General features: G+C 62.5%; 15 protein-coding genes. 10 read left to right on the top strand and 5 right to left on the bottom strand.

Annotated features, from left to right (window positions below; genetic code table 11):
• Positions 1-89: 89 nt before the first annotated feature.
• Genes glyA through IB272_RS17720 form a run of 4 tightly spaced genes read left to right on the top strand, consistent with a single transcriptional unit; the run spans position 90 to position 3611 of the window.
• A complete protein-coding gene (gene glyA / locus IB272_RS17735) occupies positions 90-1385 on the top strand; it encodes a serine hydroxymethyltransferase (RefSeq protein ID WP_034803759.1) in 1296 nt (431 codons plus the stop codon).
• Positions 1386-1395: 10 nt separating this feature from the next.
• Positions 1396-1869, top strand: a complete 474-nt coding sequence (gene nrdR, locus IB272_RS17730; protein WP_034803756.1) for a transcriptional regulator NrdR — start codon at positions 1396-1398, stop codon at positions 1867-1869.
• 18 nt (positions 1870-1887) lie between these two features.
• Positions 1888-2991 (top strand): bifunctional diaminohydroxyphosphoribosylaminopyrimidine deaminase/5-amino-6-(5-phosphoribosylamino)uracil reductase RibD, encoded by a 1104-nt coding sequence (ribD, locus tag IB272_RS17725; protein ID WP_060580892.1) that lies wholly within the window; start codon positions 1888-1890, stop codon positions 2989-2991.
• Entirely contained in the window at positions 2991-3611 is a 621-nt protein-coding gene (locus IB272_RS17720; protein WP_060580891.1) for a riboflavin synthase, read from the top strand. Before ribD ends, IB272_RS17720 begins: the two co-directional genes overlap by 1 nt.
• A gap of 73 nt (positions 3612-3684) precedes the next feature.
• Here IB272_RS17720 and IB272_RS17715 read toward each other — a convergent pair whose 3' ends face one another.
• The 4 genes from IB272_RS17715 to IB272_RS17700 all read right to left on the bottom strand — a co-directional run bounded on the left by IB272_RS17715 (position 3685) and on the right by IB272_RS17700 (position 6302).
• Entirely contained in the window at positions 3685-4035 is a 351-nt protein-coding gene (locus IB272_RS17715; RefSeq protein WP_034803749.1) for a hypothetical protein, read from the bottom strand.
• Between the two features lie 282 nt (positions 4036-4317).
• Positions 4318-4893, bottom strand: coding sequence for a GNAT family N-acetyltransferase (locus IB272_RS17710; RefSeq protein ID WP_192444594.1), 576 nt, complete (start codon positions 4891-4893; stop codon positions 4318-4320).
• 24 nt (positions 4894-4917) lie between these two features.
• Positions 4918-5418: a cupin domain-containing protein gene (locus tag IB272_RS17705; RefSeq protein WP_060580889.1), complete on the bottom strand. Its 501-nt coding sequence runs from the start codon at positions 5416-5418 to the stop codon at positions 4918-4920.
• A 191-nt stretch (positions 5419-5609) separates the two neighbouring features.
• Complete coding sequence (locus IB272_RS17700; RefSeq protein WP_060580888.1) at positions 5610-6302, bottom strand: HAD family phosphatase; 693 nt, start codon at positions 6300-6302, stop codon at positions 5610-5612.
• A gap of 230 nt (positions 6303-6532) precedes the next feature.
• On the opposite strand from IB272_RS17700, the gene ribH reads away from it, so the two are divergent.
• The 4 genes from ribH (at position 6533) to IB272_RS17680 (ending at position 11039) form a co-directional block, all read left to right on the top strand.
• Positions 6533-6994, top strand: coding sequence for a 6,7-dimethyl-8-ribityllumazine synthase (ribH, locus tag IB272_RS17695; protein WP_034803742.1), 462 nt, complete (start codon positions 6533-6535; stop codon positions 6992-6994).
• Entirely contained in the window at positions 6991-7473 is a 483-nt protein-coding gene (gene nusB, locus IB272_RS17690; RefSeq protein ID WP_034803740.1) for a transcription antitermination factor NusB, read from the top strand. The genes ribH and nusB overlap by 4 nt, the downstream gene beginning before the upstream one ends.
• A 29-nt stretch (positions 7474-7502) precedes the next feature.
• Positions 7503-8708: an MFS transporter gene (locus IB272_RS17685; RefSeq protein WP_113135675.1), complete on the top strand. Its 1206-nt coding sequence runs from the start codon at positions 7503-7505 to the stop codon at positions 8706-8708.
• Positions 8709-8903: 195 nt separating this feature from the next.
• Positions 8904-11039: a sodium-translocating pyrophosphatase gene (locus IB272_RS17680; RefSeq protein ID WP_060522169.1), complete on the top strand. Its 2136-nt coding sequence runs from the start codon at positions 8904-8906 to the stop codon at positions 11037-11039.
• A gap of 68 nt (positions 11040-11107) precedes the next feature.
• On the opposite strand, the gene IB272_RS17675 is transcribed toward IB272_RS17680, so the two are convergent.
• Positions 11108-11614 (bottom strand): outer membrane protein assembly factor BamE, encoded by a 507-nt coding sequence (locus IB272_RS17675; RefSeq protein ID WP_034804258.1) that lies wholly within the window; start codon positions 11612-11614, stop codon positions 11108-11110.
• Positions 11615-11752: 138 nt separating this feature from the next.
• Here IB272_RS17675 and IB272_RS17670 point away from each other — a divergent pair, with 138 nt between their 5' ends.
• Positions 11753-12292, top strand: coding sequence for a ubiquinol-cytochrome C chaperone family protein (locus tag IB272_RS17670; RefSeq protein ID WP_034803730.1), 540 nt, complete (start codon positions 11753-11755; stop codon positions 12290-12292).
• A gap of 88 nt (positions 12293-12380) precedes the next feature.
• Positions 12381-12932, top strand: a complete 552-nt coding sequence (locus IB272_RS17665; protein ID WP_034803727.1) for a DUF177 domain-containing protein — start codon at positions 12381-12383, stop codon at positions 12930-12932.
• The last annotated feature ends 14 nt before the right edge of the window (positions 12933-12946 follow it).

Here is a 12946-nt window from a genome sequence, read left to right as displayed (position 1 = left end):
GGGGAAATGACGCAAACCGCACAGCGGATATTGCTCTCGCCGTGCGAGGAAGCTAAAGAACTGCCACCCTTGAGAGGAGCCTCGCGCCGATGACTGCACAGACGAATGACGCCTTCTTCACCCGCTCTCTGGCCGACAGCGATCCGGACATCTTCGGTGCGATCGAAAAGGAGCTGGGTCGCCAGCGCCACGAGATCGAGCTGATCGCCTCCGAGAACATCGTTTCCCGCGCCGTGCTCGAAGCCCAGGGCTCGATCATGACCAACAAATATGCCGAGGGCTACCCGGGCAAGCGCTACTACGGCGGCTGCCAGTTCGTCGACATCGCCGAGGAGTTGGCGATCGAGCGCGCCAAGAAGCTCTTCGGCGTCAACTTCGCCAACGTTCAGCCGAACTCCGGTTCGCAGATGAACCAGGCCGTGTTCCTGGCGCTCCTGCAGCCGGGTGACACCTTCATGGGCCTCGACCTCAACTCGGGCGGTCACCTGACGCACGGTTCGCCGGTCAACATGTCCGGCAAGTGGTTCAACGTCGTCTCTTACGGCGTGCGTGAAGACGATCACCTGCTCGACATGGACAACGTCGCCGAGCAGGCGCGCAAGCACAAGCCGAAGCTGATCATCGCCGGCGGCACCGCTTACTCGCGCATCTGGGACTGGAAGCGCTTCCGCGAGATCGCAGACGAAGTCGGCGCCTGGCTGATGGTCGACATGGCGCACATCGCCGGTCTCGTTGCCGGTGGCCAGCATCCGTCGCCGTTCCCGCATTGCCACGTTGCAACGACGACGACGCACAAGTCGCTCCGCGGCCCGCGCGGCGGCATGATTCTGACCAACGACGAAGATATCGCCAAGAAGATCAACTCGGCCGTCTTCCCGGGTCTCCAGGGCGGTCCGCTGATGCACGTCATCGCCGCCAAGGCCGTGGCACTCGGCGAAGCGCTGCAGCCGTCGTTCAAGGACTATGCGGCTCAGGTCGTCAAGAACGCCCGCACGCTCGCCGAAACGCTAAAGGCCAACGGCCTCGACATCGTATCGGGCGGCACGGACAACCACCTGATGCTCGTCGACCTGCGCAAGAAGAACGCAACCGGCAAGCGCGCGGAAGCCGCCCTTGGCCGTGCCTTCATCACCTGCAACAAGAACGGCATTCCGTTCGATCCTGAAAAGCCCTTCGTCACCTCGGGTGTCCGTCTCGGCACGCCGGCCGGCACGACCCGTGGCTTCAAGGAAGCCGAGTTCAAGGAAATCGGCGAGCGGATCGTCGAGGTTCTTGATGGCCTGAAGGTCGCCAACTCCGACGAGGGCAATGCCGCCGTCGAAGCCGGTGTTCGCGACAAGGTCATCAAGCTGACCGACCGCTTCCCGATGTACGGCTACATGTGATCGGTCGCCCATGCGCTGCCCCTATTGCGGTTCTGAAGACAGTCAGGTGAAGGATTCCCGTCCGGCAGAGGACGGGAATGCCATTCGCCGCCGCCGGATTTGTCCGGATTGCGGAGGTCGTTTCACGACCTTCGAACGGGTGCAGTTGCGTGAACTGATGATCATCAAGAAAACCGGTCGGAAGGTTCCTTTCGACCGGGACAAGCTTCTGCGGTCCTTCGAGATTGCGCTGCGCAAGCGTCCGGTCGATCGCGACCGCATCGAGCGGGCGGTTTCCGGTATCGTCCGTCGCCTTGAAAGCTCCGGCGAGACCGAGATCCCTTCGGAAGAAATCGGCCTGCAGGTGCTCGAAGCGCTGAAGAGCCTCGATGACGTGGCCTTCGTGCGCTACGCTTCGGTCTATCGCGATTTCTCCCATGCGGAGGATTTCGAGAAGGTCATCACCGAGATCAGCGCCAAGATCGCGCGCGATCCCGGCGAGTAGATTACGCTGGATAGAGCCATGACAGCGCCCAACCGTGAAGACGAGAGGTTCATGGCCGCGGCGCTGAGGCTGGCTCGCCACCATCTCGGACAGACATCCACCAATCCCTCCGTCGCCTGCCTGATCGTCAAGGACGGCGTTATCGTCGGCCGGGCCGTAACCGCGCGGAGCGGCCGCCCGCATGCCGAAACCCAGGCACTGACGGAGGCCGGTGCGAAGGCGAGGGGTGCTACGGCCTATGTGACGCTGGAGCCTTGCTCCCATCACGGCAAGACGCCGCCTTGCGCCGATGCGCTTGTCGCCTCCGGCATATCCCGCGTGGTGATTTCGATCCTCGATCCGGACGTGCGGGTTGCCGGGCGTGGCGTCGTGCGCCTGCGCGATGCTGGCATCACCGTCGATATCGGTGTGCTCCCCGAGGAAGGGCATCACGCGCTTGAAGCCTACCTCATGCGCCAGGTCAGCAAGAGACCTTATGTGACTCTCAAGCTTGCGGTTTCGGCCGATGGCATGATCGGCCGCAAGGGCGAGGGGCAAGTGCGCATCACCGGTCCGATTTCGCGCGGGCAGGTACAGATGCTGCGCGCGGAGACCGACGCGATCCTGGTCGGGATCGGCACGGCTGCGGCTGACGATCCGGAACTGACCGTGCGCTTGCCGGGGCTCGAACATCGCTCGCCGTTGCGCATCGTTCTCGACCGCCGGCTCGACCTGCCGCTTTCCTCCAAGCTGGTGTTAACGGCGCGGGAGGTCCCCGTCATCGTGGTCTCCAGCGACGGATCCGGCGATGCGGATATCGATGATGGCCGAGCGGCACGCAAGGCGCCCCTGGAGGCCGCCGGTGTCGAGGTGCTCGAAGCCGGCTCGATCGCCGACCTTCTTGCTGCACTCGCTTCCCGCGGTATCTCCTCGCTGATGGTCGAAGGTGGTGCTGTGGCTGCACGCGCCTTTCTCGATGCTGATCTGGTCGACCGTATCCAGCTCTACACCGGACCGGGGACCATTGGCGAAAACGGCATTGCATCCCCATTTGACCGTAAGTCCGTGCCGGCAGGTTTCCGGCGCGTCGCCGAGGCACGGTATGGCGACGATCTGTTCGAGGAATACGAAAGAGAGAACTGATGTTCACAGGCATTGTTACCGATATCGGCACCGTCGATGCCGTCACTCCGCTGAAAGAAGGCATCAAGCTGCGTGTCGCCACGAGCTACGACCCGAAGACCATCGACATGGGTGCCTCGATCGCCCATTCCGGCGTCTGCCTGACGGTGACGGCTTTGCCTGAAGCCGGCAGCAACGAGCGCTGGTTCGAGGTCGAGGCCTGGGAAGAGGCGCTCCGCCTGACGACGATCGCCGGCTGGACGAAGGGAACGCGCATCAATCTCGAGCGCTCGCTGAAGATCGGCGACGAACTCGGCGGCCACCTGGTTTCCGGCCATGTCGACGACAAGGCGGAAATAATGTCGGTGGAAGCGGAAGGCGACGCTGTGCGCTTTCGTCTGCGGGCGCCTGAGCATCTGGCGAAATTCGTCGCGCCGAAGGGATCGGTCGCGCTCGACGGCACGTCGCTGACGGTCAACAAGGTCGCCGGCGCCGAGTTCGACGTGCTCCTGATCCGCCATTCGCTGGAGGTCACGACCTGGGGTGAGCGCAAGGCCGGCGATTTCGTCAACTTCGAGGTGGACACCATGGCGCGTTATGCGGCGCGCCTCGCCGAATTCCCGGCACCAAAGCCGGAGTAAGCCGACTTCCTCTTTTGCCGAATGCAAACCGCCCCCAATCGGGGGCGGTTCTGGTTTCGGGAGGTATTGACACTCAACGCACGTAGAGGGTCAGGCTGCCATCGGCTGCCTGTTCGGCGCCGGCAATGTTGTTCATCTCGACATTCTGCGCCTTGAGCTTGGCTGCAAGCGGCTTGTTGCCTTCGACGGCCGCGTGCAGGGACGAAATCTGTTGCGGCGTCGCTTCGTTGATCCACATGCGCGTCTGGCTCGATTCCTTCAGCGTATCCACGTCGACGACGTTGAAATGATCGCCCTTGAAATCGCGAACGGTGTGGTCGATTTCGGCCGGCCAGTTCATGGCTGCGCTCGCAGCATAGGAGACGCCGCCGAAGGAAAGGGCGGAGAGAGCAGCGATGACGGAAAGCTTGGCTATGCGGTTCATGGTCATGCTCCTTTGTTTGCCGGCAACAAGGCGCAAGCCGACCCGTTACGGGAACGCGGAACCTTGCGGGTTTCCGGGCCGGTGAGGATCGCCCATTGCGGCGGCCAGCAGGGTTCGTTTGCGGGCGTTGTCACCCGCAAGCAAAGGCGCTGGACTGTTTCGACTGATTGGTCGGCGTTTGCTCCCTTCTTGGGGAGGGCGCGTCGTGCCAACGACTAGGAAACTGGGCCGGAATGTGGCCCTTTCCATGGCGCTGGCATCGGGAAAACAATTAAAAATTGTTCATGTTTCGGCGTGCGCGCGAGCCCTTCGGTCGCCTGTCGCGGCTGCTGCCTTCTGGTGGCGCTCGAACATGATCACGTGGTTGCCGTGATAGGTCGTTCGCCAGAATTCCTTGAAGCCGTGCTTCTCCGCGACCCGGATCGAAGCGCGGTTTCCGACGTCGATGATGCAGGTCTTGCGTAGCTTCGGAAACTGGTGGTCGGCCCACGTGAGCGCCGCACTGACGGCTTCCGTCGCCAGCCCCTTGCCGTGCGCTTTCGGTGACAATGCCCATCCGGTTTCCATCGTCCCTTCGAGCGAAGGCGTGATGGCGCGGTGCACGTCGTGGAAGCCGGCCTCGCCGAGAAAACCCCCGGTCTCCCGGTCCTGGATGGCAAAGAAGCCGAAGCCGAAATAGTGCCACATGCCGACCTGGCGCAGGAATCGCGTCCAGGACTGTTCGCGCGTAAACGGCACCCCGCCGACATAGCGGATCACGTCGGCATCGCCGAACAGCGCGGAATAGGCGGGGAAATCGTCACGGCGGTAGGGGCGCAGGATGAGGCGGTCGGTCTCGATAATGGGAACGCTATGCATATTCGATCCTAAGCTGTGATGAAATCAGGCGCCGGGCTCGCCGTCCCAGTAGTCGACATCGCTTTCCGGACGGCCGGTGAAAAGGAAGCGTCTTTGGCCATCGGAACCACGCGTCCTGGCAAGGAATTTGCCGGAGTCCGGATACTCGCAGATTTCCGTGGCCGCCTTGGTCGAGATGGAAAGGTACTTGAGCGGCACCGAGCCGGTGTTGATCAGGTGGTGGGCCGTTTCCGGTCCACCCGCAGGGGCGCCCAGAATGTCGCCGGGGCCGACCGGATACCGCTCGCTGCCGAAGCGATACGTGCCTTCGCCTTCGATGATGATGAAAAGTTCTTCTTCGACGTGATGATTGTGGAACGGGCAGCCGGACTTGCCCGGCGGTACTTCACCGTAGCCGATGCCCAGATCCTTGAGGCCGAGTAGCGCGCCGAAGGCGGCGTCGCGGGATTCGAAAAAGGTGCCTTGCGTCCAGTGGTCGAGTTCTAGGTATTTGGGATTAACGATCGGCTTTTTAGTATCGGTCACATGTTCCTCCCTCGCGTACCGTTGTCGCGGCAACGCTAATACGTTCTATCCGTGTCGCGCGTTCGTCCCGTCGTCAACCTGCGATCGCTAAAATTAGCGACGATGGTTACAGGAATACATCCTAGTGTTGCAATCCATTGGCGAAAGCATCTGGGCGCTATCGCGCGTTGGTTTAACGCCGAGCTGCGCGGTCACGTTCGTCTGCCGCTCAGCGCCGTGGCGACCTCGTGAAGACACCTGGCGATCCCAACGCAAAGGGTTTTCATTTCTCCGGTCGGTGGCAGGAGATCGGGCACCATGACCGTCATCATGCCGGCAGACGAAGCCGAACGCACGCCGTTGTGGCTATCTTCGAGAGCGAGGCAATACTGCGGCGCGATACCGAGCCGACTTGCAGCCGTCAGGAAGGGGGCCGGGTGCGGCTTGCCATGATCGTAGTCGCCATAGGCAACGACCGTCGGGAAGCGATCGCGCAATCCGTGCCGGTCGAGATTGCGCTGGACGTCGTGATGTTGTGACGAGGTGGCAATCGCAAACGGCAGGCCCATGCCGTCAAGCAGGTCGAGGAGATCGACGACGCCAGGCTTCAGCCGCAGCTCGGTCGTCGCCATTGTCGCAAATTGCGCCGAGGCACGCTCCCAGAACTGAGCGAGGTCGAAGGCATCGCCGAAACGACCGCGAAGCAACATGCGTGTCGCCTCGGCCGAAAGCCCGATCGTATCGAGATAAAGGGAGACAGGCATGTTGTGACCGAGCGCTGCCGCTGTCTGGATCATCGCGTCGCGGTAGAGCGCTTCGGTGTCGAAGAGCAATCCGTCCATGTCGAAGACGACGCCAAGAGGTTTCATGGGCAGGACGATGTTGGTCGAACCGATTTCGGGCATACGAAAAATCCAGCTTGATATCGACGGCTTCGAACTTGGAGCCAGCAACGCGGCCGCGCAAGACCCACGGCATTGGCATTTTGCAGCGGCAACGGCCGCATGTTGCGGCCCTGTAAACGCGGCAAAAGGCCGTCTGCGGCGGAATTTGCTTGCCATTCGGCGCTGGGCGTGGTTTTACCGCCGCCTCAGCCGGTCGCATCCGGCGCGGAACTCTCAAAGACAGGTGATCCATGGCAGAGACCACGGCAGCCCACATCCTGATTGTGGAAGCGCGTTTCTATGACGATATGGCCGATGCATTGCTCGACGGCGCCAAGCATGCGCTGGACGCAGCCGGGGCCACCTATGATATCGTGACGGTTCCGGGTGCGCTCGAAATCCCGCCGGCGATTGCCATGGCACTCGACGGCGCCGACGAGGGCGGCACCGAATATGATGGTTTCGTGGCCCTTGGCATGGTCATTCGCGGCGAAACCTACCATTTTGACATCGTCGCGAACGAGTCTTCGCGCGCGATCATGGACCTCGCCGTCAGCGAGAGCCTTGCGATCGGCAATGGTATCCTGACGGTGGAGAACGACGACCAGGCCTGGGCGCGCGCCCGCCGGTCGGAAGGCGACAAGGGTGGCTTTGCTGCGCGTGCGGCACTGACCATGATTGAACTTAAGAAGAAATTGGGCACGGAAAAGTGACGAAAACCCCCTCGGATCAACCGCTGAAGCAGGTCAACCAGCGCGGCGCAGCACGCCTCGCTGCGGTGCAGGCGCTCTATCAGATGGACATCGGCGGCACCGGTGTCCTCGAGGTGGTTGCTGAATACGAAGCGCATCGCCTCGGACAGGATGTCGACGGCGACACCTACCTGAAGGCTGACGCCTCCTGGTTCCGGTCGATTGTCGCCGGTGTCGTGCGCGACCAGCGCAAGCTTGATCCGCTGATCGGCTCGGCCCTCCAGGACGACTGGGCTCTGTCGCGCCTCGATTCCACCGTGCGTGCCATCTTGCGCGCGGGCACATTCGAGATGCTCGAGCGCAAGGACGTGCCGGTTCCGGTGATCGTCACGGAGTATGTCGAGATCGCCAAGGCTTTCTTCTCGGATGATGAGCCCAAGCTGGTCAATGCCGTTCTCGACCGCATTGCCAAGCAGGTCCGCGGCGAACCGAGGAAGTAAAGTCGATGGTTGCGGCTGCTGCTGAGGACATGGGGAACACCCTTCGCGAAACACGCCGCAACGTTTACCTCCTGACAGCCGCACAGGCCGTTCTTGGCGTCGTCGGCCCCATCTGCTTTTCGGTCGGCGGTGTCGCCGGCTACCAGATGCTGGCGGAGGACAAGTCGCTGGCCACCGCGCCGCTCACCGCCTTTAACGTCGGCATGGCGCTCGGCGTCGTGCTGGTTGCGGTGTTGTCGCGCCTGATCGGCCGCCGCTTCGCCTTCATGAGCGGGACCGCAATCGCGGCCGCCGGGGCAGCACTCGCCGCCGTCGCGCTCTTCCGCGAGAATTTCTGGCTTTTCGCCTTCGCCCTTGCGATGCTCGGCTCGTCGAACGGCTTTACGCAGAAGTTGCGGTTCGCCGCCGCCGACGCCTCGCCGTCGTTCTACAAGCCCAAGGCAATCTCGCTGATCCTTGGTGGCGGCATCGTTTCGGCCGTTCTCGGTCCGCAGATCGTCATTTTTGCTGGCGACCTGTTCGCGCCGGTTTCCTTTGCCGGGGCTTTCGTCGTCCTGATGCCGATTTGCCTGGTTGCAGCCCTGTTTTTCGCGCCGCTGCGGCTGCCCGAGCCGGGCGCAATGGTGAGTGCCCACCACGATCAGTCTGTCCGTCCCCTCGGCGAGATTGTCCGCAGCCAACGCTTCGCCACCGGCATGATCTGCGGCATTTCCAGCTACGCACTGATGACCTTCATGATGACCGGGGCGCCGGTCGCCATGGTGATCGGCTGCGGCTTCTCGACCGAACTCGCCACGCTCGGCATCCAGTGGCACGTGCTGGCGATGTTCGCGCCAAGCTTCGTCACCGGCATGCTCATCAGCCGCTTTGGCGCCGAGCGCATCGTCGGCTGCGGCCTCCTTCTGCTGATGGCGTGCGCGGCGGTTGCGCATATGGGTATCGAGCTCTGGAACTTCTGGGGCGCGCTCGTATTGCTCGGCCTTGGCTGGAATTTCGGCTTCATCGGCTCGACGGCGATCGTTGCCAGCAGCTATCGCCCACAGGAGGCCGACAAGGTTCAGGCCTTCCACGACATCATCCTGTTCACCACGGTGGCGCTGTCGTCGTTTGCCTCGGGCAAGGTGCTCACCGCCTATGGCTGGGACATGCTGAACGCGGTCGTGTGGCCGGTAACCATCGTCTGCCTTATCCTCCTGCTGCTTCTGAAGCGGGCGCCGCGCAAGCCCGCCGCCTAACGCTCCATTCCCCTGAAATCTAAAGCGAACGAGGCGCCGCCAGTGGCGTTTCTCGGGGCTTGACGATCTCCTGTTGCAACCGCACTCTGGCCGCGCCGTGAGGGGTGCTGCTTGAGGAGGTGGTGCGTGATTCGCGGTTTTGAGGGGCCTGCGGCCGGGAGTGAGTCCGCGGGTTGTAACGGAGGGTAATGCGAAATGACCATTTTATTGGGCGTTATCGCATGCGGGTTGCTCGCGGTGGCTTATGCCATCTGGGCAACACAGTCGGTGCTTGCCGCCGACCAGGGGAACGCCCGCATGCAAGAAATCGCAGGCTACATTCGTGAAGGGGCGCAGGCCTATCTCACGCGTCAATACAAGACCATTGCCATTGTCGGCGTCGTCGTATTCATCGCCGCTTGGGTTCTTCTTTCTCCCGCCGCCGCTTTCGGCTTTCTGATCGGTGCGATCCTTTCGGGCGCCGCGGGGTTCATCGGTATGCATGTTTCGGTCCGGGCAAACGTCCGCACTGCCCAGGCGGCGTCAGTGAGCCTCGCCTCCGGCCTCGATATCGCATTCAAATCCGGCGCGATCACCGGCCTTCTTGTGGCCGGCCTCGCGCTCCTTGGCGTCTCGGTCTACTACGTCGTCCTCACGGCCGGCCTGGGTCATGAGCCCGCCTCGCGCGAAGTCATCGACGCACTGGTGTCGCTCGGCTTCGGCGCATCGCTGATTTCGATATTCGCCCGTCTCGGCGGTGGCATCTTTACCAAGGGTGCCGACGTCGGCGGCGACCTCGTCGGCAAGGTCGAAGCCGGCATTCCCGAGGATGATCCGCGCAACCCGGCAACCATCGCCGACAACGTCGGCGACAATGTCGGCGACTGCGCCGGCATGGCAGCCGACCTGTTCGAGACCTATGCGGTCTCGGTCGTGGCGACCATGGTTCTGGCGGCGATCTTCTTTGCCGGCACGCCTGTGCTTGCGACCGTCATGGTCTATCCGCTCGCCATCTGCGCGGCTTGCATCATCACCTCGATCGTCGGCACCTTCTTCGTGAAGCTCGGGTCCAACAACTCGATCATGGGTGCGCTCTACAGGGGCCTGATCGTGACCGGTGTCCTGTCGATCCTCGGTCTCGGCGCCGCCACGTCCTTCACCATCGGCTGGGGCACGATCGGCACCGTCGCCGGCAAGGAGATCACCGGCTGGAATCTGTTCCTCTGCGGTATTCTCGGCCTGATCGTAACGGCCCTGATCGTGGTGATCACGGAATACTATACCGGCACCAACAAGCGGCCGGTCAACTCGATCGCCCAGGCGTCGGTGACCGGTCACGGCACCAACGTGATCCAGGGCCTGGCCGTCTCGCTGGAATCGACGGCTTTGCCGGCGATCGTCATCGTCGGCGGCATCATCGCGACCTACCAGCTTGCCGGCCTCTTCGGCACTGGCATCGCCGTCACCGCCATGCTTGGCCTTGCCGGCATGATCGTGGCGCTCGACGCCTTCGGTCCGGTCACCGACAATGCCGGCGGCATCGCGGAAATGTCGCATCTGCCGCCGGAAGTGCGTAAATCCACCGACGCGCTCGACGCCGTCGGCAACACCACCAAGGCCGTCACCAAGGGCTACGCGATCGGCTCGGCCGGTCTCGGCGCGCTGGTGCTCTTCGCCGCCTACTCGAACGACCTCAGCTACTTTGCCGCCAATGGCGACAAGTATCCGTACTTCGCCGATGTCGGGCAGATCTCCTTCGATCTCTCCAACCCCTATGTGGTCGCGGGTTTGATCTTCGGCGGCCTCATTCCCTACCTCTTCGGCGGTATCGCGATGACTGCGGTCGGCCGTGCGGCCGGGTCGATCGTCGAGGAGGTTCGCCGCCAGTTCCGCGAGAAGCCCGGCATCATGCAGGGGACCGAACGGCCGGACTATGGCCGCGCCGTCGACCTTCTGACAAAAGCGGCGATCCGCGAAATGGTCATTCCTTCGCTGCTCCCGGTGCTGGCGCCGATTGTCGTCTATTTCGGCGTGCTGCTGCTCTCGGGCTCGAAGGCTTCGGCTTTCGCGGCTCTCGGTGCCTCTCTGCTCGGTGTCATCGTCAACGGCCTCTTCGTGGCGATCTCGATGACCTCGGGCGGCGGTGCCTGGGACAACGCCAAGAAGAGCTTCGAGGACGGGTTTGTCGACAAGAACGGCGAACGCCATCTGAAGGGCTCCGACGCCCACAAGGCGTCGGTAACCGGCGACACCGTCGGCGACCCCTATAAGGACACGGCCGGGCCGGCCGTGAACCCGGCGATCAAGATCACCAACATCGTGGCGCTCTTGCTTCTGGCCGTCCTCGCCTGATCGCATCGATGCGCAAACAAAGGCCCGCGGAACATCGTTCCGCGGGCCTTTGTTTGGAATGGGGAGGATTAGTTGCCGAAATCCTTGAACAGGCTGCGCGCCGCGGCCTGACCGGCGCCGGGGCCTGTCAGCAACTGGCCGAGGAAGCTCGTTTCCTTGCCACCTGTCGGCGTCGTGCGTGTCAGCATGTCGAAGACCTTGCCGTCCTTCAGCGTATAGTGAGCCAGCTGGCTGACGGTGCCTTCCTTGTCGAAATAGACGGCCAGGATCGATTGGTCGATCAGCTTGGGCTTCATGAAGGCGACAGGGCGCTTGCGCGTCTGCGAGATGTAGTAGAACACTTCGTTGTCGAAGGTCGCGGTCGTCGACGGCGTGCCGAGCGAGAGCAGCACCTGCTCGCGGCTGGAACCGACCGGAACGAGGTTTAGCGTTTCCTGATCAACCACATAGCCCTGATGGAGAACTTCACCGACATTGGCGGACTGGCAGGCGGAAAGGGTAAAACCGGCGATGGTGGCTACGACCGCCACGCGGCCGAGGGTCTTAAAGTTTTTTCTCAAATACCGCTTCGTCAACGACAGCTCCCCTTGGAGAAACGATGGCAGATCCGCCATTGCAATTCGTGCCTGCTTCGGTAAACCAGCTTCGGCTGTCATGCAACAACGTCATGGGCGCTTGCGCGCATTTCGAGAAAGCCAAGCCCGAGCTTTGTGATGATTTTTGGACTGTTTAAAAGAAAAAGTGGCAACACCGCGATTGTCGAGCGGCAATATGCATTGCTGACGGCGGCGGCACGCCAGCCCTACCTTTACACCGACCTCGATGTTCCGGACACGGTCATGGGCCGGTTCGAGATGCTGTCGGCGACGCTGATCCTCTATTTCCGCCGCACACGTGCTTCGGCAAGGCCTGGCCAGGAAATCGCCCAGGAGATCATCGATGCCTTCTTCGAGGATGTGGATCACTCGATCCGCGAGCTCGGTGTCGGCGACGCCGGCGTGCCGAAGAAGATGAAGAAGTTGGCCGGCATGTATTACGGTCGACTCGAATCCTATGCGGCGGCGCTGGAAGCAAGGGACGTCGAGGCCCTGGCGGCAGCGCTCAGGCGCAACTTCCACCCTGATGGCGGCGACGCGGCGCCTTCGATGGTTGCGCTCGCTGGCTATCTGCTGGCGGTTGAGGCCCAGCTCGTCGATGTCGCGGAAGACGCCGTCGAAATCGGCCAGTTGCACATTCCGCCGGCTGGGGCGTAATAGAAAACAAGAGCGTCGCCACCGGCAGCCGGTTGGCGGCTGCGTTCGCGATGGGTGCCAGGTAGCCCGCGCGAGGAAGGATCCAATCATGAAAGACGAAAGTCAGGCGGCCTTTTCTTATCCGGTGAAAGTAGGGCACATTTCGGCGAACGCGGTCAGCGTGCATCTCTCCGCCAACGAGCGCGAGCGCAAGGCGCTTGCCGCGCTTTGGAACATTAACGAGGTTCTGTCGCTCGAAGCCGACCTGCAGATCGCGCGCTGGAAGAAGGATGGCGTGAAGATCAAGGGCGACGTCAGGGCCCGCGTCGTGCAGAGCTGTGTCGTCACTCTTGAGCCGGTCGAAGCCGATATCGACGAACCTGTCGAAGCGATCTTCGTGCCCGAGGGCTCGCGGCTTGCCCGCCAGGCGAGCAATGACGGTGGCGAGATGATTCTCGACCCTGACGGCCCCGATATTCCCGATACCTTTATCGGCGACACCATCGACGCCGGCGTCGTCGTCAGCGAGCAGGTTGCACTCGCGATCGAGCCTTATCCCCGTAAGCCCGGCGTGACGTTCGGCGAGCGCATCGAGAGCACATCTGCCGATGACAAGAAGCCGAACCCCTTTGCGGTCCTGAAGGACTGGAAAAAGGACTGAGGTCGCGAAAGCGT

The sequence above is a fragment of the Ensifer sp. ENS08 genome, from assembly GCF_014852195.1.
Taxonomy (GTDB): Bacteria; Pseudomonadota; Alphaproteobacteria; order Rhizobiales; family Rhizobiaceae; genus Ensifer; species Ensifer adhaerens.
This window is presented reverse-complemented; position numbering and strand designations above follow the sequence as displayed.